Consider the following 25,879-nt stretch of genomic DNA (forward strand, 5'->3'; position numbering starts at 1 on the left):
CCTATTATCATAATTTACTAAAAATTTTACTCTTCTTCTATACAAACAAACCCAATAAGTCCCGGTCCGCTATGTACTCCTGATACAGGACTAATGCATCCTCCATAATATACAGAAGTTATATTAGGAAGCTTCTCTATAGACTCTTTTACCTTAAGAGCATCATCCTCTCCATCTCCATGTACAACAAAAGCTCTGCATTTTTTATCTTTACATATTTCTTCTGCTATTTCAGTAATTTTATTAAGCGCCTGTTTTTTACCCCTTGCCTTGAAATATGTATAATATTTTCCCTCCTGATCTATAGATATTATAGGTTTTAGCTTTAGTATAGTTCCTATAGTTCCCGCTACTTTACCTATCCTTCCACCTTTAATAAGATACTCTAAGGTACCTACTACGAAGAATAAATGTACTCTATTTTTAATAGATGGTATAGCCTCAACTATCTCTTCAAAATTTTTACCACCTTCTAAAAGCTTTGCACATTCTTCAACTAAAGCTCCTTCTCCTAAGGATATAGATTTTGAATCACAAATATAAGATTTTATATTTTCATGATTCTTGCTTACTAGCGTTAACCCATTATATATACCTGAAAGTCCTGTAGAAAGAACTATAGCTATGGCATGAGTATACCCCTCCTTTTCTAACTTATCATATAATTCTTCCATATCGGAAATAGCTGGCATTGATGAAGTAGGAACTTCTTCTTTTAATCCTCTATAGACTTCTTCTGATGTAATTTCAACTTTATCCCTATATTCCCTGTCCTTATATATTATTCTAAATGATAAAACCTGTATATTATATTGATTAATTATATCCTGAGATAAATCTGCTGTAGTATCTGTTATCAAGGCTATCTTTTCCATTGTATACCCTCCTAAATCATATTAAATAACTATATTCTAGATAATCTAACATATAATTCTTATTCATTCTATTATTACTAATTATTCTATTATATCATTATTCACATAATCATAAAGAATAATGTCACTCAATACTTTTATTGATTTATAATATAATTAATTACTATAAACTAATACCTAAGAAAAGCTTATACTGAAAAAATCATTTCAATATAAGCTTTTCACTGTTAAAAAATTATATTTATAAATAAACTCCACTTAATATACTTTTTAATCTACTTTGCCAATTCATAAATAGTGTGAGCGTAAATTTTAGCATTGAGTATTAAATCTTCTACTTCAATATACTCATTTGTCTGATGATCTAAATCAGGTTTCCCCGGAAATATAGGTCCAAATGCCACTATATTAGGCATTTCCTTAGCATAGGTTCCTCCACCAATGGATAATAATTTAGGTTCATCACCAGTTTGTTCACTATAAACTTTTTGAAGAGTTTTAATTAAAGGATGATCTTCCGAAAAATATAGGGGCTTTTGATGCTGCATATTTTCGATTCTTATTCCTGTACCATCTATTCTTTCTTCCAAGGGCTTAATAAGATCCTCATAAGTTTTTGTAACAGGGTATCTTAAGTTTAATGTCAATCTTGCCTTATTCTCATCTATTTCTACCACCCCTAAGTTAAAGGAAAGTTCCCCAGATACATCATCTGAAAGTCCAACACCAAAGGACTCCCCGTTAACTTCAAAACCTACATATCTATTAAAGAAATTTATAAACTTAAGTATATCTGAAGTACCAAGATCTAACTCTCCTAAAAATGCAAAAAGCTGCATAATAGCATTCTTACCTAAATGAGGCAAGCTTCCATGAGCAGAAACTCCATAGGATTTCACTTTCACCATATTGTCTTTTTCTTCTATCTTTAAGTCATATCCTGTTCTCTCTGAAAAGTTCTCACAGCTTTCTATAAGACTGCTTTTTAAATCTGTAATAATTCCAGCTTCACAGTAATCAGGAACCATATTTGCCTTTTGACCACCTCTTATATACTTTATATTGATATCTCTCTGAGGCTTTGTATTTAAATCCTTCACAAGATCAAATATGGTTATTCCCTTTTCTCCATTTATTATTGGGTACTCAGCATCCGGTGTAAAACCAGATACTGGAGGTTTTTCTCTATCCAAATAATATTTAAGTTCTTTACTACCGGATTCTTCATTGGTACCAAATATAATTCTTACCTTTTTAGAAAGAGATACTTTTGCATCTACAATGGCCTTCAATGCAAACAGGGCAGATATAATAGGCCCCTTATCATCTGTAGTTCCTCTTCCATAAATTTTTCCATCATGTATTTCTGCTGCATAGGGTGGATATTTCCATCCATCTCCTTCTGGTACTACATCAAGATGTCCAAGAACAGCTACATATTCATCACCTTCACCATACTCTGCATACCCTACATAATTATCTAAGTTAACCACCTTAAATCCTAAATTTCTTGCGATTTCAAGAGCAGTTTCAAGAGCATTAGCCGGTCCCTCCCCAAAAGGCATTCCTAGCTTCGCCTCTTCCTCTACACTTTTAACTCTTACAACTTCTTGAACTGATTGAATAAGTTCATCTCTGAGCATATCTACACTATCATTAATTTTCATAAAATCCTCCCAATACTGAAAATACATTTAATAAACAGATCTCTAAACACGGAATAAATTTTTTATTTATAACCTCTCATATCTAGAAATTATTATACTATGCTGTCTATATTTTCAAATATTATCCTTTCAAACTTATCTTTATCTATTATTATAAACTTTATATGTAAATTTTATCAACCAATATTAATAATTACTCTTAATGAAAACTAATGAATAAGTAAAAGAAGTTTATCTTAAAAGGAATAAATGTTTATAAAATTAAAAATATTTTTATTTAGTTATTAAAAATAAGTATTTTCAATAATGTAAATAGTTAAAAAGCTGTCTTGTAATGCATATGGTATGCATTACAAGACAGCTTCTATATATACTTTATATAATTTTAAATTTAACTTAAACTTTAAATTGACCTCTAGTATCTCTAGTCAGCCAACCCAATATTAATTTTTTACCTCTAGTTTTCTAGTCAGTATATGAAAATACTGTATTAATTTAACAGAATTCTTTTTACCATATTAGTTAAAAGTTTATAAAAAACTACGTTATTAAAAATTTAATTATTTGGTTTAATTTTATAATAAATTTAGTAATTTGTCAATACTAAATTGAATTTTTCATGGCATTTTCATATACTCCAAGTATTCTCACTTTATTACTTATAGAAATATTATCAATAGCTTCTTTCACATTTTTATCACTAAAATAATTTCCCTCTATATCTATGAAAAAATGATATTTTCCCAAAGTCTCTTTATTAGGATGCGACAATATTGACATTAAGTTAATATTTCTACAGGCAAATTCATTTAATATACTGGATAATGAACCTGGTTTATCTTCTGCCTGGATAATAATTAATGAAGTTTTATAATCTTTATCTGGATAATAATATAAAAATTTTTCTGAAACAACTATAAATCTCGTCTGATTTTCTTTAGAGTCTGTTACATTTTCAATTTCATAGGGCAATTTAAATTCTGTCTTAAGCATATGATGAGGTACTATAGCTGCTTCATTGAACTTACCATACTTGGCACTAATAAAAGATTCTGCATTACTCTCCGTAGTTATGATTTTTACATCATCACCAAATTGTTCCAAAAAATCACAACATTGACCTTGAGTTTTAAATTGAACATATAACCTTTTTACGTCATTAATATTCTTAGAATTTCCTACAAAAGAAAATTGGATTGGAACAACAACTTCATCTATAATATTCAATTTAGTTTTTGATAGCAATTCCAATGTAGGTTGTACATACCCATCTAAAGTGTTTTCAATGGGAACTATCCCCAATTTACATTGTTCTCCAATAGCCTTAAAAGCTTTGGATATGCTTTGATAAAAAGTTATACTTCCATCAAAATCTTTTTCATTATTATATTTTTTAGCTGCAATTTCACAAAAAGTCCCTGCCGGTCCAAGTGTAGCTATTTTTCTCATAAGATATCTCCCTGCCTAAATAAATTTATAAAATTTATCAACATAATCACTATATGATATTTTAGCATAAAAAATATGTTATTGGTTACTTTTTTTATCCATTGTAGAAATATGTTATATTATATTAATATTTTATAAAATAATTATTTTACTGATGAAAAAACGAAATAATTATTATTAAAAATATTAATTTTATTCCTATATTTATTATTAATTTATTAATATTTTATAGAATAATTATTGATAATATAATTTTAAACTTTTTATATTTACAGCTACTATTCATTAATGTATAATCATAAACAATATAAAGCAATGAGCAGAAGTAGTAGGGATAAGTGAAATTTTCAGAGAACCGATGATGCTGTGATTTCGGTAATTTCAAAATCTTGAACTCGTCTGTGAGCTGTCTCCTGAATTTATTAGTAAGGCAGAACGTGGTCCTCCGTTACAAGGATAGATGGTAATTTGCCATTGAAAAAGTGAGTTCATAATAGAACTAATTAGAGTGGTACCGCGGGTTAGCCTCGTCTCTTTTGTTGAGACGGGCTTTATTTGTTTTTATAGAATTTTAATTTATTGAAAGAGGTGGGTTTATTGTCTTATTCAAAGTATAGAAAATATCCTTCAGTTGATTTAAAAGATCGTGAGTGGCCAAATAAACAAATCGAAAAGGCTCCTACATGGTGCAGCGTAGACTTACGTGACGGTAATCAAGCACTTCCCGTTCCAATGAATGTTGAAGATAAACTTAGAATGTATAAAATGCTTTTAGATATAGGTTTCAAAGAAATAGAAGTAGGCTTCCCAGCTGCATCTCATACGGAATATACTTTTCTTCGCAAATTAATAGAAGACAATCTTATACCTGATGATGTAACAATTCAAGTACTTACACAGTCAAGAGAACATTTAATTAAAAAAACCTTTGAAGCTTTAAAAGGAGCAAAAAATGCTGTAGTACACCTTTATAATTCCACTTCTGTACTACAGAGAAAAGTAGTTTTCAAAAAGAGTAAAGAAGAAATAATTGATATAGCTGTAAGTGGCGCTAAGCTTTTAAATGAATATAAAGAGAAATATCCCGAAACTAATTTTACTTTTGAGTATTCTCCCGAGAGCTTTACTGGAACGGAGCTTAACTATGCTCTTGAAATATGTGAAGCAGTAATAGATGTCTGGAAACCAACTGAGTCAAATAAGGTAATTATAAATCTGCCTTCAACAGTAGAAATGGCTACACCAAATATATATGCAGACCAGATTGAATGGATCTGTAAACACATTAAAAATAGAGAAAATATTATAATAAGCCTTCACACTCATAATGACAGAGGTACTTGTACTGCCTCCAGCGAATTAGGACTCCTTGCAGGAGCTGATAGAATTGAAGGTACATTATTTGGAAACGGCGAAAGAACAGGTAATCTTGACATACTTACAATGGCTTTAAATATGTATTCTCAGGGCATAGATCCTAAATTAGATTTTTCCAATATATATAATGTAGTAAAAATATATGAAGAATGTACTAATATGACTGTACATGAACGTCATCCTTATGCAGGTAAATTAGTATATACTGCATTTTCAGGATCTCATCAGGATGCTATAAGAAAAGGACTTAAAGCTTTAGAAGAAGAAAATAATGAATACTGGGAAGTTCCTTATCTTGCAATAGACCCTCACGACCTTGGCAGAGAATATGAAGAAATTATCCGTATAAACAGCCAGTCTGGCAAAGGCGGAACTGCCTATATTATGGAAAGTGATTTTGGATTTATTCTACCTAAAGAAATGCACAAGGAATTTGGAACTATTGTTAAAGAAAAATCTGATAGTTTAGCTACAGAACTTAGTGCAAATCAGATATTTGAATTATTTGAAAATGAATATTTAGATAAAAAGACTCCTTATAATCTAAAAAGCTATGAAACTGAATCTCTTCAGAATGTAGAGGATGATAAAAATATACTGAATATTCATGCTACTATAAATGTAAATGGTGTTGACAAAAATATAGAAGGTACAGGGAATGGTCCTGTAGATGCTTTCTTTAATGCACTGCATAATTCTAATATTAACGGCTGTAAATTTATTTCATATGATCAGCATGCACTAGATAAAGGTTCTCGTTCCAAAGCGGTATCCTATATACAAATTGAAAATAATGGTAAAAGATACTTTGGAGTTGGAATATCTGAAAATACAAGCACTTCTTCTTTAAAAGCTTTAATCAGTGCTATAAATAGATGTAGATAAAGTTTATAATTAAAGCTCTGTATAACAAACTTTGTTGCGATACAGAGCTTTAATTAACCTATATACTTTCTATACCAATCACATCATAACCAGCATCTTCAATAGCTTCTTTTATTTTTTCATCAGAAGTAGTACCTACTTCTGCCTCAGCAGATTTCTTTTCCAGACTTACATTTATTGAATTAGCTCCTAATTCTTTTAAAGCCTCCTCTACATGTGCTACGCAATGACCACAACTCATTCCTTCAATTGAAATTTTCTTTTTCATATAAAACTTCTCCCTTCAATACATTATTTACAAGGTACTAAGCCCCTTGTTATGGCTATGTTGAAGCAAGTTCTTAATTCAGGTGGGGATTCTTTTAACCCACCTAAATTTTAGAACTGCAAATGCATGGCTTACTTGGCGTTGAACTCCCACTTGAAGAACTGGGAACCTTACGCCAAGTTAGTCAGGTTAAAGGTTTAAACCCCTTTAATCTGAGTGCATTAGTAAGTACTGACACTGAACTAAAACTCATAGCCAGTGCTGCTATCATAGGGTTTAAGAGAGGACCACCTAAAATATAAAGTATTCCCATAGCCACTGGTATCCCCAAAACATTGTATCCAAAAGCCCAAAATAAATTTTCTTTTATATTTTTTATAGTCTTCTTACTGAGCTCAACAGCTGTAGATACATCCATTAAATCACTTCTCATAAGTACAATATCTGCTGACTCCATAGCCACATCTGTTCCTGATCCAATGGCTATTCCTATATCTGCCTGTGCAAGAGCCGGTGCATCATTTATTCCATCACCTACCATAGCCACTTTTTTACCTTCTGATTGAAGTTTCTTTACTTCATTTGCCTTATCCTGTGGCAAAACTTCTGATAATACTCTATCTATGCCAACCTGCTTTGCTATGGCTTCTGCAGTCTTTTTATTATCACCAGTAATCATAGCTACTTCTATTCCCATCTTATGAAGTTTTTCAATAGCTTTCTTGCTATTTTCCTTAACAATATCTGCTACAGCTATAATCCCCATAAGTTCTTCTTTTGAAGCTATATACATTGGAGTTTTACCTTCTGCTGCCAATCTATCAGACTCTTCTTCAAATCCCTTTAAATCAATACCTCTTGTATCCATTAATTTTTTATTTCCAAGCAATATTGTATTTGAATCTACATTCACCTCAATACCGTGTCCAGGTATTGCTTTAAATTCATTAACATCTATTAATTCTATAACATCTTCTTCAGCCTTTTTTACAATGGCTTCACCTAAAGGATGCTCTGATCGTTTCTCTGCCGATGCAGCAATTTTAATTATATATTCTTTCTCTATACCTTCAGCTACTATTATGTCAGTAACCTTAGGCTTTCCTTCTGTAATAGTCCCTGTTTTATCAAAAACTATAGTCTGCACTTTATGAGATGTTTCAAGAGCTACACCGCTTTTAATTAGTACTCCATATTCCGCTCCTTTTCCCGTGCCCACCATTATTGCTGTAGGCGTAGCTAAACCAAGAGCACAAGGGCAGGCTATTACCAACACTGATATAAATATAGTTAATGAGAATACACCACTTTCACCAGATATAAGCCATGCTAAAGAGGATATTAATGCAAGTACCATAACAACGGGAACAAAATAACCAGATATTATATCTGCCAATTTAGCTATAGGTGCCTTTGACCCCTGTGCATCCTCCACCAATTTAATAATCTGTGAAAGGGCAGTGTCCTTTCCTACTTTGGTTACTCTATATTTTATAGAGCCATTTTTATTTATGCTAGCACCAATAATCTTATCTCCGATGTTTTTTTCTACAGGTATACTTTCTCCAGTGAGCATAGACTCATCTACAGAAGTATTACCTTCTACCACTTCTCCATCTACAGGCATTTTTTCTCCTGGTTTAACTATTACAATATCACCAATTTCTACTTCATCTATGGGAATTTCTATTTCCTTTTCATCTCTAATTATAGTAGCAGTTTTAGGTGCAAGTCCCATAAGCTTTTTTATTGCTTCAGAAGTTTTACCTTTAGATACGGCTTCCATATATTTTCCAAGAGTAATAAGTGTTAAAATAACTCCTGCAGATTCAAAATATAAATGAATGTTGTGTTCACCACCAGAATAAATTGATGTAATAACCCCATAAACACTATATAAAAATGCTGCTGAAGTTCCAAGAGCCACCAGTGAATCCATATTAGGACTTAATTTTATCAGCGACCTAAATCCAATAGTAAAATATTTTTTTCCTGCAATTATAATTGGCAAGACTAAAATTAATTGTATTATTCCGTATGCTTTCATATGCATCATTGGATTTATTGACATTGGAAGTTCTATATTAAACCATTCTAATATCATAGGACCCATGGCTATTATCAAAAGAGGGACTGCAAATATAGCAGATATAACAAATCTCTTCCAAATGGATTTTATTTGTTTTTCTTTTTTCTCTTTGTCCATATCAATGCTTATTTCTTCTTCCAAAGCCTTATATCCAGCTTTTTCAATAGCTTTCTTTATGTCAGGTATCCTAACTTTTGATGGCTCAAAGGTAATATTCAATTTTTCTGTAGCTAAATTTACATTTGCTTCAATTACACCCTCTAATTTTCTCGAAGCTCTTTCTACTGCTTTTGCACACGCTGCACAAGTCATCCCCTCTATTTTTAGAATCTTATTTGTAGATTCTACCAATGCCTTATATCCAGCTTTTTCAATAGCCTTTTGAACATCTGGTATAGAAACTTTAGCTTCATCAAAACTTATATTCAATTTTTCCGTGGCAAGATTTACATTGGCTTCTTCTACTCCATCTAATTTTTTTGACACTCTTTCTACTGCCTTTGCACACGCTGCACAAGTCATTCCCTCTATTTTTAGAGTCTTACTTGTTGCCATCACTAATACCCCCTATCTTAATAATTTTTAATTGTCTCTTATTTATCTGTATTTTCATGGAATTTCATTGTTTATAAAAAACTGTATTAATAGATTTACTTACCCATAAGCCTTCCAAGTAAATCTATTATTTCATCAACTTTTTTATCACCATTATCCTGCATGAAGGCATCTTTAACACAATGATTTAAATGCTGCTTTAGTATAAGCATATTTGCTTTTTTTAATAAAGATTGTGCGGCAACCACTTGATTTGAGACATCAATACAGTATCTACCTTCTTCTATCATCTTTATTATTCCTTCTATTTGTCCTTTTGATGTCTTCAATGCTTTTATCGCCTCTATTTTTTCATTATTCATATATCCACCTCCCCCCTGTGGGGTGATATTATTGCAGCCTTTAATAGACAATGACAATCATCATAAGTTGATTTCCTAAATTAATTGTATATTAACATACTTTTGTGTAGATTTTATGAAGATTAAAAAATTCAAGAAAATATTTTATGATAGTGATTCTTAATATCATTATATACTATTTAACTTAAAAGTCAAATAATAATATTAATTGACCTAATGATAATTTATAACCTACATCATAAACAAATCTATACAAATGTCGTAATTCTTCTACTAACACTGCTGTTTCTATTCATCTACAAGCCTGTATCCTACTCCAACCTCAGTATATATGTACTCAGGCTGAGCTGGATCTTTTTCTATTTTTCTTCTTAGATTTGCCATAAAAACTCTTAAGGACTGAGTTTCATTTCCTAAAGATGTACCCCAAATTTCATGTATAATAAAATTATGGGTAAGTACCCTACCAGAATATTTGCAGAGTAATGATATTATTTTGTATTCTATAGGAGTAAGATGTATTTCTTTATTCTCTATTATTACATGTCTTTTTTCAAAGTCAATAAACAGATTCTTAACTCTAAAAGTATCAATTATTTCTTCTTTATTTTTATTTAACATGGTATGTCTTAAAGATACACGAATTCTAGCAAGAAGTTCTCCTATACCAAAAGGTTTAGTTAGGTAGTCATCTGCACCTTTATCTAGAGCTTCAACCTTTTGTCTTTCATTCTCTCTGGCAGATACAATTATAATTGGGACACTTGACCACTCTCTTATTCTTGATATAACTTCAATTCCATCGATATCTGGAAGTCCTAAATCTAATATAATAAGATCAGGACTATTAGACATGGAAAGTGCAATAGCCTCATTTCCTTTACTGGTCTCAATATATCTATATCCTTGAGAAGATATGGCTGCAGTTATAAAATTTCTTATTGGTTTATCATCCTCAACTACAAGTATATATGGCTTATTTTCCATAATAATCCCCTCCTTTACTAATTTCTTTATTTGAAGATACTTTAAGCCTTAGGAATATTGAAACTAAATACAGCTCCTCCCTCTTTTCTGTTAGCAGCTGTAATTTTCCCCCCATGGGCTTCTACTATGGATTTGCAAATGGCAAGCCCCAATCCAATTCCCCGTCTTGAGTCGGATATTTTACTGCCATTTGTAAAAAATCTGTCAAATATATTAGACAATATTTTTTCATCTATCCCTGTTCCATTATCAATAACTTGAAAAATCACATCATCATCCTTTTCATATACCTTTATTTCTATAACAGATTCTTTAGGTGAAAACTTTACTGCATTATCCAGCAGATTTATGATAACCTGTTCAATTAAATTACCATCCATGGAAACCATTATAATGTTTTCAGGAACGCTAACTTTTATTTTGTGATTTTTAAAATATTTAGAGCTTCTTTGAACCGCTTCAGACACTACTTCTTCTACCAGCTCCATATTTTTCTTAATTTCCATGTTACCCTCATCAAATTTAGTCATGCTCAATAAATTTTCAACTAGTCTTATCAACCATTCCGTATCATCATAAATACCATTTAACAAATCTTCTTTTGTCTTTTCAGATATAAATTTTCCATTTTCTAAGATGGTACTTATAGCTCCCTTAATACCTGCAAGAGGACTTCTAAGATCATGAGAAATCGATCTTAACAGATTACTTCTAAGCCTTTCTCTTTCAATTTGAACTTTAGATTTCTCCTGCTGACTTGAAAGAATTTCTCTATCTATGGCAATAGCTATTTGCCCTGTAATAGTCTGAACAATAAATTTTTGTTCTGGTTCAAGAAAACCTTGTAGGCAGGACACACCAATTACTCCTAATACTTTATTTTGAACTTTTATTGGCATATAATATCCCTTAGCTCCATAAAAGGTATCTGTACCATTACCAGCCTCCTTACCATTCAGATAGCTCCAGTAGGCTGCTGCATCTTCCTCTTTATTTAAAAATAAATTTTTATTTTCATCTTTATCTCTATTATACACAAAATTAGTAGAAAGCTTATTCCCCTCTGGTAAATATCCTATTATAGTCCTGTTAATTAACCGGGAAATATATTTTATTCCTATGGAAATAACCTCGGAGGTACCCACTGCACTTAACAATTTACTACTAACCATATACAAAGTTTGAGTTCTCTTTTCCCTGTTATAAGAATTACTAGCTTCCTTTTGTATTTTATTTGTAAGACTTCCAACTATAAAAGCAACTGTAAGCATCATAATAAATGTAGTTAAATAATTTTTATCATAGAGCTTAAAAGAATACTTAGGATCTGTAAATAAAAAATTAAACATTAGCACTACAAATATGGAAGATATTATACCTATTAAATATCCTGTTGTCTTCATGTAAACAATTATAACACCCAATATAAAAATCATAATAGCATTAGTATCGTTAAAACCCATATATTCAAAAATACTTGCAATTCCTGTTACAATTCCTATAATTATAGCCGCTTCAACAATTTCTCTAAGTGACAGATTGCTCCATTCATTTAATTTCAGTACTACCTTTTCTCTTTTCTTCTTGTACAATGAATTTGGTATTACATAAACATCAATATAAGCATTGGAATCCATGAGTTTATCTACCACATCTTTAGCATAAAAATGAAATATTTTACTGCTTCGTTTATAATTTTTTCCTATAACTAGTTTAGTTATATTCCTAAATTCCGCATATTGTATTATTTGTTCAACTATATTATCTCCATATAATTGAACTACTTCTCCTCCTAATTTTTCAGCAAGATTAAAATTAAAATTTAATCTCTTTTTATCCTGTTCACTTAAATTTTCAGATTTACTGGTAGAGATATATAAAACAATGAATTTTGAATGATAATTCTCTGCCATCCTTGCAGCAGTACGTATAACCTTTGCTGAAGATGGAGATGGACTAATACAGGCCAATATCTGTTCAGAGGTTGGAATTACAGTAATTTCTCTTTTAGCCAGCCTTTCACTTTCTACTTCGTAGTTTACTCTGTCTGCAATTCTTCTGAGGGATATTTCTCTAAGAGCATATAAATTATTTCTAGTAAAAAAATTCAGTAATGCTCTTTTAACTTGTTCCATTTTATATATTTTACCTTCATTAAAACGATTTAAAAGCTCATCAGGTTCAATATCTACTATTTCCACCTTTTCTGCATCATCAAATATTTTATCAGGAATAGTTTCCCGTACAGATACATGAGTTATATTTTCTACCACATCGTTTAAGCTCTCAATATGCTGAACATTTACAGTAGTATAGACATCTATTCCTGCTGCAAGAAGTTCTTGTATATCCTGCCATCTTTTTCTATTTCTCTGACCTCTTGCATTAGTATGAGCAAGCTCATCCACTAATATTATTTTGGGTTTTCTAATGAGAGCCTTATCAATATCAAATTCTTTAAAAGTACTTCCCTTATATTTGATAATTTTATTTTCTATACTTTCCAGACCTTCAGTTAACGCCATGGTTTCTGGTCTGGCATGAGGCTCAATATATCCTATAACTATATCTTCACCTGATTTTTTAATCTCCTGGGCTTCTCTAAGCATCTCATAGGTCTTTCCTACTCCTGCTGCATATCCAAAAAATATTTTTAACTTTCCCTGCTTATTTTTCTCTTCTTCTTTTTCAATTTTACTTAAGAAATAGTCTGAACTTGGCCTTTCATAATGGCTCATAAAACCTCACCCACTTATATAAAATGTATTCATTATATTATTTTTCCAAAATTCCCAATATATAAGTAGCAATTATTACAACTCATATTTAGATAATTGTCTTTTTTATGATATTATCACATATTTATGGGTTGTTAAATAATTAAGTGTATATAAACATCAATTTAATTATTCAACAATTTATTTTAAAATAGCTCTTACTTATTCAACATTGAAGCTATTTCAAGGTTAACTTTAAGCACATTTACTCTTGGTTCTCCAAAAATACCAAAAGTTTTACCCTCTGTATATTTATTAACTATTTTTTGAAGTTCTTCCTTACTTATACCTGTTGCCTTTGATACAGAGGCTATTTGAATTTCAGCTGCTTTTGGACTTATGTCAGGATCAAGTCCAGAACCAGAACTTGTAAGAAGATCTGTAGGTATATCTTCCTTTTTCACATGAGGATGAACTTTTAGAAAATCATTTATATCCTTTTGCACTCTTTCTGCTAATACTTTATTTGATGGTGACAAATTTTCAGAACCAGAAGAAACTCCTGAATATAATTTTTTACCATCTGCATCTGATTTTATATCTGCTTCCGTATAAGTATTATAGTTTATGGCAGAAACTCTACCTCTAAAAAATCTTGCATCAGTAAAATTTTGACCTATCAATTCTGATCCAACTGATTTGCCATTGCTTGTTATAATACTGCCATTTGACTGCTTAGGAAATAGCAACTGCCCTATTCCCGTTATAGAAAGCGGATAAATTATTCCGCAAATTATTATTAAAACAATACTCAATCCAAAAGCATTTTTAAGCATTTTCATTTTAATGCCTCCTTCTATTTATCATAATAAATATATTAATTATCTGAAAAATAACAACATAAATATGAGACTACAGTTATTTGAAGTTTCCAGTTAACCTAAATTAAAAATTCTAACCATTGGAGTTATAATCATATCTATAATTTTTATTCCTACAAAAGGTGCGAGTACACCACCAAGTCCAAATATAAGCATATTTCTCAAAAGTAACATTTCCGCTTTCATAGCTCTATATTTTACACCTTTCATAGCAATGGGTATCAGAAGTGGTATTATTATGGCATTAAATATCAATGCTGATAATATAGCACTATTAGGTGTAGATAGTTTCATAATGTTCATAACCTGCATCTGTGGTATGGCTGCTGTAAATATAGCTGGTATTATAGCAAAATATTTTGCAGCATCATTAGCTATGCTAAAGGTTGTAAGTGCCCCTCTTGTTATAAGCAGTTGTTTCCCTATTTCAACCACTTCAAGTATTTTAGTAGGATCTGAATCTAGATCCACCATATTTGCAGCTTCTTTTGCAGCAGTAGTTCCACTATTCATGGCAAGGCCTACATCAGCCTGAGCAAGAGCTGGTGCATCATTAGTTCCGTCCCCTGTCATTGCAACAATTTTACCTTCAGATTGTTCTTTTTTTATGACATCTATCTTATCTTCCGGTTTACACTCAGCTACAAACCCATCTACTCCTGCTTCTTTGGCAATAGTTGCAGCTGTAAGAGGATTATCTCCAGTACACATTATAGTCTTAATACCAATTTCACGAAGCCTTTGAAATCTTTCCACAAGTCCAGGTTTAACGGTATCCTTTAGATATATAACTCCATAAATTTTATTGTTAACACATACTACAAGAGGTGTTCCACCTAATTTAGCTACATTATTAACTGTATCTTCTAATTCCTCAGGTATTTTACCCTCAAGTTCTGTAACTCTCTTTTTTATGGCATCATAGGCTCCCTTTCTTATACTAGTACCATCTTCTAAGTCTATTCCACTCATCCTAGTCTGTGCTGTAAACTCTTCAAACCTTATATTGATATATTTATCCTTATCCACAGAGCATCCTAATTTTTTCCCAAGTTCAACTATAGACTTACCTTCTGGAGTATCATCACTTAAAGAACATATCACTGCATAATTTATAAGCTCTATCTTTTGTAAACCTCCAACGGGAATAAAATCTGATGCAAGTCTGTTTCCAAAGGTTATAGTTCCCGTTTTATCAAGTATCATAGTATCTACATCACCACAGGCCTCAACAGCTTTTCCGGACATAGCTATTACATTAAATCGAGTAACTCTATCCATTCCCGCTATACCAATTGCAGATAAAAGTCCACCTATAGTAGTTGGTATTAGGCAAACTAAAAGAGCTATAAGTGTTGATATTGAAATTTTCACTCCAACGTAGGATGCCATAGGATAAAGTGATACCAGTACAATGAGAAAAATCAGCGTAAGACTTACAAGTATAGTATTAAGTGCAATCTCATTTGGAGTCTTTTGTCTTGAAGAACCTTCTACAAGGTTAATCATCTTATCAAGGAAGGATTCACCTGGAGTAGCTGTCATTTTGATTTTAAGCCAATCGCTTACAACCTTTGTTCCTCCTGTAACTGAAGCAAAGTCTCCACCAGGTTCTTTTACAACTGGTGCTGATTCACCAGTAATTGCAGATTCATCTACAGATGCTATCCCTTCAATGACTTCACCATCATTTGGAATTATATCTCCATTTTCCACTAAAACTATATCACCTTTTTTAAGTTCACTGGCACTTATTACTGTTACTTTTCCATTGGAATCTAAAAGCTTTGCCACGGTATCCTTACGAGTTTTCTTAAGAGTTTCTGCCTGAGCCTTTCCTCTGCCCTCTGCCACTGCCTCTGCAAAATTCGCAAATAAAACCGTTATAAATAAAATTATAGTTACTATAAAATTATAAATCCTCAAATTGTTTCCTGTATCACCAAATACATTGGGAAAAATTGTGAGAAACAGTGATATAAAGAAACCAATTTCAACTACAAACATAACAGGATTTTTAAACATATATTGAGGATTTAGTTTCTTAAAACATTCAACAGATGCATCTTTCATTATATCCTTTGTAATAAATTTAGATTTTTTATTTTCCATAATCACATCATCCTTTTTATAATGTAAGTTGTTCCGCAATTGGTCCAAGAGCTAACGCCGGAAAAAATGTAAGGGCACCCATTATCAAAACAATAAATATAAGTGTCAATGTAAATATTCCATTATCTGTTCTAAAGGTCCCTGAAGTAGCAGGTATGGATCTCTTTGAAGCTAAAGATGCCGCTACAGCAATTAAAATTATCATGGATAAATATCTTCCACAGAACATAACTATTCCTGCAGCAATATTCCAGAACATAGTATTATCTGCAAGTCCTTCAAGAGCAGAACCATTGTTTGCTGCCGCACTTGAAAATTGATACAATACCTGTGTAAACCCATGAAATCCTGGATTTGATATACTTTCTGTTCCCTGTGGAACTACTAACGCTAGGGCCGAAGACATGAGTATTAACAGAGGATGAATAATTATTGCCAGTGCTATCAATTTTATTTCCTTTGCTTCAATCTTCTTTGACAAAAATTCAGGAGTTCTTCCCACCATGAGGCCACATAGGAAAACTGTGAGTATAGCATACATAATCATGTTCATGAATCCTGTACCTATTCCACCAAATATCACATTGAGCATAATATTCATAAGCGGCACTAATCCACCTATAGGTGTCAATGAATCATGCATATTATTAACTGCTCCGGTGGACGTAGCTGTAGTTATTGTAGTGAAAAGCGAAGATAAACCTATACCAAGCCTCACTTCTTTTCCTTCCATATTTCCCACAAACTGATTAAGCCCTAAATTTGCCAGTGCAGGATTACCTGCTTTTTCAGATGCATAACATATTACAAGCCCTATTAGAAGAAGCACAGACATAGCTATGAATATAGAGATTGCCTGTTTTTTCTTTTTTAGCATATATCCAAAGCATACTACCACTGCTCCTGCCAAAAGCAGTATTGAAACTGACTGAACAACATTTGTAAGTGGTGTAGGGTTTTCAAAGGGATGAGCTGAATTAGCACTAAAAAATCCTCCTCCATTAGTTCCCAGCATTTTTATAGCTTCCAAACTTGCAACAGGTCCCATTGAAATATCTTGAAACTTTCCTTCTATAGTAGTTACTGTTTTATTGGATACTAGAGTCTGTGGTACTCCCTGCTGAATATAAAATATAGCTGCTATAATAGACAGAGGTAGTAATATTCTAGTTATAATTCTTACTAAATCCACATAAAAATTTCCCATTTCCCTTTTTCTTCCTGAAATTGCCCTCATAAATGCAAAGCTTATTGCCAGACCTGTAGCTGCTGCAAAGAACATAAAAAATGTAATTACTGCCATCTGACTAAAATAGGAAAGTCCGGATTCACCACTATAATCTTGAAGATTTGTATTAGTCATAAAACTTATTACAGTATTAAAAGTAAGTCCCTGTTCCATGTTTCCTATATTATTAGGATTTAAAATATGAATTGACTGAATTCTTAAAATTAAATAGGCGATAAAAGCAGCTATAGCATTGCAGGAAATCAATGCTAAAATATACTGTTTCCAGCTCATATCCTCTTTTTTTATTCCTGAAATCCTGTAAATAAAATTATCTATTTTATCTAATAAGGGATCTAAGAAAGTTCTTTCATGTTCTGCTACTTTATAAATATATTTACCTAAAGGGATGCAAAGGAGCACAAAAATTAAAAGTATAATCCCAATTTGTAATATTTCCATATTAATGACCTCCATATATTTAGGCATATTAAAATAAACAACCAGTCAGTATACTAGTGTATTTTGCATCTTACTGCGTCAACAGAACCCTCAGATAGCTCTTATCTTTGGAACCTATGTCTTATAGGATTCAAAATATCCGTGGCATCTTTGACTTACTATTTATTTGCGTATACCTAATTAAAATTTTTCAGGATTAAATAATGCATAACATAAATAAATAAACAATAAAATAATTACTATTCCTAAAAAAATCATAAATAACCCTCCAGTACTATTTTTTACTTAGCTGCCTTTCGCACCAGTTTATAAAATATTTTAAAGCTACAAATCCAATTAGAATCAGAGCTATAAATATAACGTCCTGCATAATGTCGCACCCCCTGTTCTTTTCAACTCTAATATTATCATCTTACATATAAAATTTAAGTTAAGATTGTACTTATCTGTATAAAGATTGTATAAAGATTTTGAAGATTTATTGAAATAAAAAAGTAATGAAGAAAACCAAATATTAATTAGCTTTCCTCATTACTTATATTTTTATCCGATGATCTTATAATGGATTGCTGCTACTATACCACGCTCTGTAAAAATAATTCACATAAGATAGAGATTATTCCCTATTGAATTTATTTAACATTCTCTACAGTTATAATAATTATAACTAATATTCATTTCAGTTATATAATATAATTATCTATAATATAATTATAAGGCATCTTTGACTTGTTATTTGTTTTTAAATGCCTAAGTTGATTGCATAATTAACAAACAATAATTTACAAGGGAGATAATTATAATGGATTACAGAGACAAAGACAGATTTTTTTCAATGGCTGAAACTTACAATGAAATGATTAAATATGTACTGCCACAATATGATTTTCTTCAGAATGAAGCAATAAAATCAGCACCCTTTAAGAAAAATGATGAGATAATAGTATTTGATTTAGGTGCAGGCAGTGGAATATTCTTAGAGAGAATATTGAGTAATTTTCCAAATGCCAAATGTTACTGGATAGATTATTCTACTGATTTTATAGAAGCAGCAAAAAAAAGATTAAGTGCCTACTCCAACAGAGTAAAGTATATAATTACAACTCTACAGGATGATTTAGAAAGTAAAATAGATACAAAAGCAGATTTAATTTTCTCCATGTCTGCCATTCACCATTTGGAAACCGAAGAGAAAAAATCACTCTATAAAATCTGCTATAATTTACTTAAACCTTCCGGCTGGTTCTTTAACTGTGATGAAATGAAGACACTGTATAAAGATGCTTACATAAACAGCATGAAATTCTGGGTTAATTATGTCAATAGCACTAAATCACAGATCCCAGTTGATAAACTAAAATATTATGAAAACTGGACCTCTACCTTTGGAAAATGGCAGGAAAGAAATATTGTACATGTAGATACCCCTAAAGTAAAAGGCGATGATATACATGAAAGTTTTCTCAGTCAGATTGAATGGCTAAAGGATGCTGGATTTATCAATGTTGATTTATTTGTAAAATACCATTTGTGGAGTATAATTGGAGGAAGTAAAAATTAATTTGATATAAAGTTTTAATAAAGACTATGAAATTAAAGATTCGCCGCTGTTCTACTCTTTATAATTGAGTACTGCAGCGGCTATACATGGACATAGATCAATTATTCAATGAAGCGTAACTTTATCTGCTAAAATCACTTTATTTCTTCCAGTATGTTTAGCTCTATAGAGTGCTGAATCAGCTTCCTCAAAAAGTTTATCTAGATCTGATGTTATATCAGGATAAGTAGATATACCTATTGAAACTGTTATATTTATTTTTGTACCATCATTAAGTTCAAAGGGATAGTTTTCTACTGCTGTTCGAATATTTTCTGCTATTCTCACAGCATGATTGGGATAGCAATCTAATAATAAAACTGAAAATTCTTCTCCGCCATTTCTTGAAACCACTTCGGAACTTCCGCAAGTATTTATTAATATACTGCTTAATTGTTTCAAAATAACATCCCCATTTGAATGTCCATAACTATCATTTACTTTTTTAAAGAAATCAATATCTATTACAAGCATAGAAAGCCTTTCATTTTTTTCTTTTACATCAACCAGCATTTTGTTAAAAATAGTATCAAAACATCTCACATTGTTTAATCCAGTTAGAAAATCTTTTGAATATCCTTCTTTTAGCTGTCTATATATACTAGTTAGGCCACTCAAATACACTGTATATTTATATATGGATGCAGATATTAATATCATAGCTGTGGAATATACAAATATGATATTCATTAAAATTCTACTATTGTTTATAATTATACTAAAAGATACCGTGCTAATTATTAAAGAGTATATAACAGAATAAATAAAGATGTCTTTTTTGGAAGTTCTTATATAAGAAATCACACCACATCCTATTCCCATAAGCAAAGCACAGATAACTGCACTGACTGAGGATTGGTTTAGTCCAAAATAAGAAACTCTAAATATTCCAATTAACAAACTAGTTATAAATGAGGAAATTAAACCTCCATATATTGCAGTTAATATTATAGGTATATTACGAAAATCAACTATTGTATTATTGTCAATATGTAAGCTATAAATCATTAATATTATTCCAAGTAAACCACCTATAAAACTTATAGCTATTTTTAAACTTAAGGATAGTTTATGATTTAAGCTTTTATCCCTAAATAACTGATGAAATATACTAATAAATGCTACTAAAATAGAAGCATTTGCAAATAAATCTCGTAACATGTGATTTTAGCCTTTCAAATTGTATTATTAAATATATATTTTTTCTACATATTTCTACATGAATATTGTAGAATATATTAATAACCTTGTCAATTATTTCTAGAATTTATTAAGTTTTTCATAATAAATATAAAGTTTAAGTTTTTTTAATTTGCTTGAATAGCAAATATATTATTTATTGCCTTGATGGCAGATATACTTAACTTTCCAAATATAGCTCTAAACCCTAAAATCAATTCCAAGTTACCTAGTGTACCTCCTACACTCTTTTCAAGAGAAGTAATTACCTTTAATATAGGCATTCCTTCCATTACTTTAATGTCAATAATTTTTATCAAATCCTTTTAGTACTATTAATACAAAATTATAAGGCCCAGCTTTCTAAAAGCTTGGACCTTTTATAATGTCATTTATTCTTAAAATAACTTTTATATTCAGAATTTCTATTAAAGATATTTTCCCACTGGCTTTTCGATCTTTTACCATTGATTATGGTGAATTCTTGCTTCATCATAATAATTAGGTGGATCCTTGTGTTCCCCAGGATAACCTATTGATATTATTGATAATGGTATAACTGATTCCGGCAGCTTTAATATTTTTTCTATGGGTTTTACTCTTTCTTCTACAGGATAAACTCCAAGCCAAACAGCTCCAAGACCAAGTTCCTGTGCCTCTATTAAAATATTTTCTGTAGCAGCAGAACAATCCTGTACCCAAAAATCTTTCACTTTTTCTCTTTTTTTATCTCCACAAACTACAATAGCCACGGCTGCTTCCTTAAGCATGGATGCATATCCATGCACATCAATAATTTGCTGCAGTATACTTTTATCTCTTATTACAATGAACTCCCAAGGCTGCTCATTACCTGCAGAAGGTGCCGACATACCTGCCTTTAATAGCTGTTTTACTGTATCCTCTGATACAGTTTCTTTTGTATATTTTCTTATACTTCTTCTCTTAAAAATTGAATTCATAAAGCCCATCCTCTCTTTCATCTATATTGAGATTTAATACATTTCAAATATGTTTAGTATTATTAATATTATTGTAATTATTAATTAAGATACTGTCAATAAAGCTCTAATTTAATCTTACTACAAATTAGAGCTTTCTATAGGAGCTACCTTCACTTTTTTTCTTTTACGAAAATAACAAATTTACTATGACATAAATATAGAAGTGTATTCAACAAATATACTTCTATATTTAAATAGATTATTGCTTCTTTTTATTTAAATTTTCGTTTAATACTACTCATAACAAATCCGCTTTTAGGTAATGTAGGCATTCTTGACAAACTATATCTTAAATCCTGCTCTGGTACTTGAAAGTCAATCTTGTTCACAAGAAAATCTAGGCTGGCTTTCATGATTTCCACAGTAATGCCTTCACCTGGACAACGATGTCCCTTGGCAGGATCGCCTCCACCTTGGGGGACGAAATCAAATAAGCTTTCCTTTCGTTTCTTAAAACGCTCTGGACGAAATTCATAAGGATTATCCCATATTCGAGAATCATGATTGGTGCCGTAAACATCAAATAGTACAAGCATTCCCTCTTTAAATTCGCATTGATTCCAAATAAAGTTTTTTCGCACCCTTGCACCCAAGAAAGGAGTAAATGGGTAATATCTCCGAACTTCCTGTACAAACATTTCAATATCACTATTATGATCTGTCATTAACCTCTCTTTGCACTCTGGATGTTTATACAATGCTAAAGCTGTAAAGGTAATGAAGGTTGAGATAGCAACAATAGGTCTCAATATATTAATAAGTTCTATGGCTGCCATTTGTAAATCAAGCTGACTTCCATCCAGTTCCCTGTGAAATGCCATGGCATAAAGTGCTGAGCCCTCTTCAATCTTCAGCTTACCAGTACGTACATCTTCTATTATCCCTTTTATCCACTTTTCAGCTCTAGACCTTGCTCTTCTTCCTTTCCAGTGACGTGGTCCAATAGCTCCGAAGGCATCAATCATTCTACTAAAATCCTCTGCTCTATCTTTCACTTCGGATTTCAGCAGAGGAACTCCAGCCCAATGGCATGCTATCTGGCATAAAATATCCTTTGTTTCATCAAAAAGTACAATCTTATCGGCAACTTCCCATCTATTAACAGAAGCTTGCAACTTCTCCATTATGAGCTCAGCAAGGCGTTTCTCATGCACTGGGGTCATCAGTGACATAAAAAGAAGCTTTCGTTGAATATGTGCCTCACCATCCATAGTTTGTATGGCATTCATTCCAAACAATGTTTTTTGCACTCGCTTTGGTGCTGCGCCCTTTCGCTGAAATCGTTCTGAATCATAAAATACCTTGGATGCTTCTTCTCCACTGATACAAACTACTTTTTCTCCAAGCAAATGAGCCTGAAATAGATTAGACTGGTACTGATCAATTCTATTTTTGATAAACATATACCCTTCCTGAGACAACTCAAGAGTGCTATCCAATATTTTATCATGTGGGATTTCTTCCTTGATTAACATAAATTTAATCTTCCCTTCTATAATAATCATAAAATATATATTCCTTTGACATTTTATTTTTTCACCATATCTAGGAATTATTCATATTTCCCATTTATGATTTTCATAACTTACTTTAAAGTGCGTACTACCTTAAATAATTGTGTCGTAGTAAACTTATATTAAGGCATCTTCAAATAAATAACTAGTCAGTATACTAGTCTATTTTGAATCCTACTGCGTTAACAGAACCCTTAGATAGCTCACTATCTGCGGAACCTGTTTCCTTGTAGTATTCAAAATATACGTCGTATCTTTGACTTGTCATTTATTTTCAGATGCCTAATAAAATATATGAATAAAGGAGATATGAAAATGAAATATACTGGACCAGTTTATCGTCCGCCATTTGAAGCAAACTCATTATTACTACAAGTTACTGCAGGATGCAGTCATAATAAATGCAGCTTCTGTACCATGTATAACAATGTTCCTTTTCAAATAGAAACTATGGAACAAATTGAAAAGGATTTATTAGAAGCTAGAAAAATTTATCCTAAAGTAAATCGTATATTCTTAGTAAATGCTGATCCCTTTGCTTTAAGTGCAGACAAACTTAAATTAATTGCAAATAAAATAAATGAAATTTTACCTGAAGTTGAGACTATAGCTATGTATGCCTCAGTTAAAAACATAATAAATAAAACAGATGAGGAGCTTAAAGAATTAAGAGCTTTAAAGATTAATGACCTTAATATTGGCTTAGAATCTGGTATGCCTGAAGTAGTTAAACACTTTAATAAAGGTTTTACTGTTGATGGAGCCAAAATACAGCTGAAGCGTTTAACAAATGCCGGTATAGATTTTAGTGTAAATATTATAATCGGAGGAGCTGGTAGTGAAAAAACACATGAAAATGCAATTGCAAATAGTAAATTACTAAATGAAATTAATCCAAAGCTCATCTTTATTGCTACTTTACATGTTGATCCCGGCAGCCCGCTTGATGAAGAGTTAAATAAAGGACTTTTTAAAGAAAATACCTTACGTCAAAATATTGAAGAGGAAATTGAAATATTGAGTGGACTTAACTTAGATAATACTTATTTCTTCGGTCTTCATACATCTAATGTAATACCAGTTCATGGTATGTTATCAGAAAAGAAAAATGAAATGATTACAAAACTAAAAGATGGTTTAAAGTCAATAAGGGCAGAATATTTAGATGCTCATCTTGAAAAAGGTGCAGAAGGTGCTATTTCAATAATTAAATAAAATTAAAGAGCTGTCCTAATAATGATGTACATGCATTATTAGGATGCATTAATTGTGATGTATGTAAGCGTTCAGGGAAATGTGTATTAAAGGACGATATGCACAAGATATATGACCTTATTGATGATGCTGATATAATTGTTTTTGCTTCTCCAAACTATATGGGAGGAATTCATGGAAAATTAAAATGTGTTTTAGATAGATTATATGCCTATATAATTGCTGAAGAGGGAGGATTCTCTGTGACATTTGATAAAAAGAAGAAGGCAGCACTTATAGTCACTCAACGTACGCCGGAGGAAAATGCTTCCTATACTGAAGCTTTCACTCCACTAAGATATATTTTAAACAATATTTTTGAAGGAAGTTTTGATGCTCCATGTAAATTACTCTTAGGCGGTGAACTATATGGTTCTAATGATGCAGCTAACAATGCAGAATTGATGAAGGAAGCATATAATATGGGTATAGAATTGGTAGAAGAGTTTTAGTAATATAAATATTTTATTGATAAATTTTAGCGAGAGTTTGTGTACTTCCGCTAAAATTTATTACTCAGCATAATATTCTACATTATAAATATTGTTTAAATGAAACATCCCCCACATTTACCTAAACAGCAGTGAGTAGCCTAATTAATAATAGCTAATTTATCCAATCCACTCTATTATTTTTTCTAGGGATTGCCTTGTTTTTGGTCTTGGGTCAGCCTTTCTGTATCCAAAAGCAGCCATTACAGAAACTCCAAACTTATCTTTATCTAGTATGCCTTCACTTTCAAGTATATCTTCTATCTTTTCTTTATCAAAACCTTCAATAGGGCAAGAATCGATACCTATTTCAGCTGCTGAGGTCAATATATTACCAAGAGCTATATAAGTTTGTTTTGAAGCCCAGTCAAAAATACTTCTGTCGCTTTCAAGCAACTTAAAATCATTTTTTTGGAAACCTTCATAGGCAGCTTTCTTTCCTTCAGCAATATCTTCAGGAAGATGCTGCACCTTATACATAAACTCAGAAATATACTGAGAACTGTAAATCATATCAGTTTTTTTCCTTGCAAGAATTATTACAAAGTGACTTGCTGTAGGCAGCTGACCTTGAGCTCCCCAAGCTGCAGTTTTAAGTTTTTCTCTTAATGCCTCATTTTGTACAATTACAAATTTCCATGGTTCAAAACCAAAAGAACTTGGAGATAATCTAGCTGTCTCAAGAATAAAATTAAAATCCTCCTGAGATATTTTTCTATCTGCATCAAATTCCTTACAAGCGTGTCTAAAATTATAGGCTTCTATAATTTTTTCTTTTTCAATTGGCATGTATTTTTCCACCTTTCAAATTCAATATTATAATGAGGCATCTTCAAAAAAATAGCTAGTGTCCCTAGCTTGTTATTTATTTTCAGATTCCTAAATCTTCATTATAAAATAATTATAAATATAAAATTAAATAT

General features: G+C 31.4%; 21 protein-coding genes and 1 other annotated feature. Of the genes, 4 read left to right on the plus strand and 17 right to left on the minus strand.

Annotated elements, in window-relative coordinates; all coding sequences use genetic code 11:
* Positions 1-26 precede the first annotated feature (26 nt).
* The 3 genes from CLPA_RS15675 to CLPA_RS15685 form a co-directional block, all read right to left on the minus strand.
* The gene (locus CLPA_RS15675) at positions 27-875 is read right to left on the minus strand and encodes a DegV family protein (protein WP_003446728.1); all 849 of its coding nucleotides are present in this window, start codon (positions 873-875) and stop codon (positions 27-29) included.
* A gap of 275 nt (positions 876-1,150) precedes the next feature.
* Positions 1,151-2,542, minus strand: a complete 1,392-nt coding sequence (gene pepV, locus CLPA_RS15680; protein ID WP_003446730.1) for a dipeptidase PepV — start codon at positions 2,540-2,542, stop codon at positions 1,151-1,153.
* 603 nt (positions 2,543-3,145) lie between these two features.
* Positions 3,146-3,991, minus strand: a complete 846-nt coding sequence (locus CLPA_RS15685) for a prephenate dehydratase (RefSeq protein ID WP_003446732.1) — start codon at positions 3,989-3,991, stop codon at positions 3,146-3,148.
* A gap of 306 nt (positions 3,992-4,297) precedes the next feature.
* Positions 4,298-4,529, plus strand: a binding site (T-box leader).
* A 59-nt stretch (positions 4,530-4,588) separates the two neighbouring features.
* Between CLPA_RS15685 and leuA the strand changes: the two genes are divergently transcribed.
* Positions 4,589-6,253, plus strand: a complete 1,665-nt coding sequence (leuA, locus tag CLPA_RS15690; protein WP_003446733.1) for a 2-isopropylmalate synthase — start codon at positions 4,589-4,591, stop codon at positions 6,251-6,253.
* A 58-nt stretch (positions 6,254-6,311) separates the two neighbouring features.
* Here leuA and CLPA_RS15695 read toward each other — a convergent pair whose 3' ends face one another.
* From CLPA_RS15695 to kdpF, 9 genes are all read right to left on the minus strand, one after another.
* Complete coding sequence (locus tag CLPA_RS15695; RefSeq protein WP_003446735.1) at positions 6,312-6,521, minus strand: heavy-metal-associated domain-containing protein; 210 nt, start codon at positions 6,519-6,521, stop codon at positions 6,312-6,314.
* A 184-nt stretch (positions 6,522-6,705) separates the two neighbouring features.
* On the minus strand, positions 6,706-9,165 hold the full coding sequence (locus CLPA_RS15700; protein WP_003446737.1) for a heavy metal translocating P-type ATPase: 2,460 nt from the start codon (positions 9,163-9,165) through the stop codon (positions 6,706-6,708).
* Positions 9,166-9,260: 95 nt separating this feature from the next.
* Positions 9,261-9,527 carry a metal-sensing transcriptional repressor gene (locus CLPA_RS15705; protein WP_003446739.1) on the minus strand — a complete coding sequence of 89 codons (267 nt, stop codon included), beginning with the start codon at positions 9,525-9,527 and terminating at the stop codon, positions 9,261-9,263.
* Positions 9,528-9,815: 288 nt separating this feature from the next.
* On the minus strand, positions 9,816-10,514 hold the full coding sequence (locus CLPA_RS15710; RefSeq protein WP_003446747.1) for a response regulator: 699 nt from the start codon (positions 10,512-10,514) through the stop codon (positions 9,816-9,818).
* Positions 10,515-10,555: 41 nt separating this feature from the next.
* Entirely contained in the window at positions 10,556-13,252 is a 2,697-nt protein-coding gene (locus CLPA_RS15715; RefSeq protein ID WP_003446749.1) for a sensor histidine kinase, read from the minus strand.
* A 197-nt stretch (positions 13,253-13,449) separates the two neighbouring features.
* Positions 13,450-14,073, minus strand: coding sequence for a K(+)-transporting ATPase subunit C (locus CLPA_RS15720; protein WP_003446751.1), 624 nt, complete (start codon positions 14,071-14,073; stop codon positions 13,450-13,452).
* 93 nt (positions 14,074-14,166) lie between these two features.
* Complete coding sequence (kdpB, locus tag CLPA_RS15725) at positions 14,167-16,224, minus strand: potassium-transporting ATPase subunit KdpB (RefSeq protein ID WP_003446753.1); 2,058 nt, start codon at positions 16,222-16,224, stop codon at positions 14,167-14,169.
* Positions 16,225-16,240: 16 nt separating this feature from the next.
* The gene (gene kdpA / locus CLPA_RS15730) at positions 16,241-17,914 is read right to left on the minus strand and encodes a potassium-transporting ATPase subunit KdpA (RefSeq protein ID WP_003446755.1); all 1,674 of its coding nucleotides are present in this window, start codon (positions 17,912-17,914) and stop codon (positions 16,241-16,243) included.
* Between the two features lie 180 nt (positions 17,915-18,094).
* Positions 18,095-18,172: a K(+)-transporting ATPase subunit F gene (gene kdpF / locus CLPA_RS22170; RefSeq protein ID WP_076719227.1), complete on the minus strand. Its 78-nt coding sequence runs from the start codon at positions 18,170-18,172 to the stop codon at positions 18,095-18,097.
* A 544-nt stretch (positions 18,173-18,716) separates the two neighbouring features.
* Here kdpF and CLPA_RS15735 point away from each other — a divergent pair.
* Entirely contained in the window at positions 18,717-19,475 is a 759-nt protein-coding gene (locus tag CLPA_RS15735) for a class I SAM-dependent methyltransferase (protein WP_003446757.1), read from the plus strand.
* A 105-nt stretch (positions 19,476-19,580) separates the two neighbouring features.
* Here CLPA_RS15735 and CLPA_RS15740 read toward each other — a convergent pair whose 3' ends face one another.
* The 4 genes from CLPA_RS15740 to CLPA_RS15755 all read right to left on the minus strand — a co-directional run bounded on the left by CLPA_RS15740 (position 19,581) and on the right by CLPA_RS15755 (position 23,172).
* Entirely contained in the window at positions 19,581-20,675 is a 1,095-nt protein-coding gene (locus tag CLPA_RS15740) for a GGDEF domain-containing protein (protein ID WP_003446759.1), read from the minus strand.
* A 146-nt stretch (positions 20,676-20,821) separates the two neighbouring features.
* The gene (locus CLPA_RS15745; RefSeq protein ID WP_003446761.1) at positions 20,822-21,013 is read right to left on the minus strand and encodes a GntT/GntP/DsdX family permease; all 192 of its coding nucleotides are present in this window, start codon (positions 21,011-21,013) and stop codon (positions 20,822-20,824) included.
* Positions 21,014-21,154: 141 nt separating this feature from the next.
* Entirely contained in the window at positions 21,155-21,655 is a 501-nt protein-coding gene (locus tag CLPA_RS15750; protein WP_003446763.1) for a nitroreductase family protein, read from the minus strand.
* Positions 21,656-21,909: 254 nt separating this feature from the next.
* Positions 21,910-23,172, minus strand: coding sequence for a CYP152 family fatty-acid peroxygenase CypC (locus CLPA_RS15755; protein ID WP_003446765.1), 1,263 nt, complete (start codon positions 23,170-23,172; stop codon positions 21,910-21,912).
* 354 nt (positions 23,173-23,526) lie between these two features.
* Between CLPA_RS15755 and CLPA_RS15760 the strand changes: the two genes are divergently transcribed.
* Together CLPA_RS15760 and CLPA_RS20145 are read left to right on the plus strand one after the other, a co-directional pair.
* Positions 23,527-24,426, plus strand: coding sequence for a radical SAM protein (locus tag CLPA_RS15760; protein ID WP_003446769.1), 900 nt, complete (start codon positions 23,527-23,529; stop codon positions 24,424-24,426).
* Positions 24,427-24,473: 47 nt separating this feature from the next.
* Positions 24,474-24,917 (plus strand): flavodoxin family protein, encoded by a 444-nt coding sequence (locus tag CLPA_RS20145; RefSeq protein WP_236900423.1) that lies wholly within the window; start codon positions 24,474-24,476, stop codon positions 24,915-24,917.
* 159 nt (positions 24,918-25,076) lie between these two features.
* On the opposite strand, the gene CLPA_RS15770 is transcribed toward CLPA_RS20145, so the two are convergent.
* Positions 25,077-25,745 (minus strand): NAD(P)H-dependent oxidoreductase, encoded by a 669-nt coding sequence (locus CLPA_RS15770; protein WP_003446773.1) that lies wholly within the window; start codon positions 25,743-25,745, stop codon positions 25,077-25,079.
* Positions 25,746-25,879 lie beyond the last annotated feature (134 nt).

The organism is Clostridium pasteurianum DSM 525 = ATCC 6013 (assembly GCF_000807255.1).
In the GTDB taxonomy this organism is placed as follows: domain Bacteria; phylum Bacillota; class Clostridia; order Clostridiales; family Clostridiaceae; genus Clostridium_I; species Clostridium_I pasteurianum.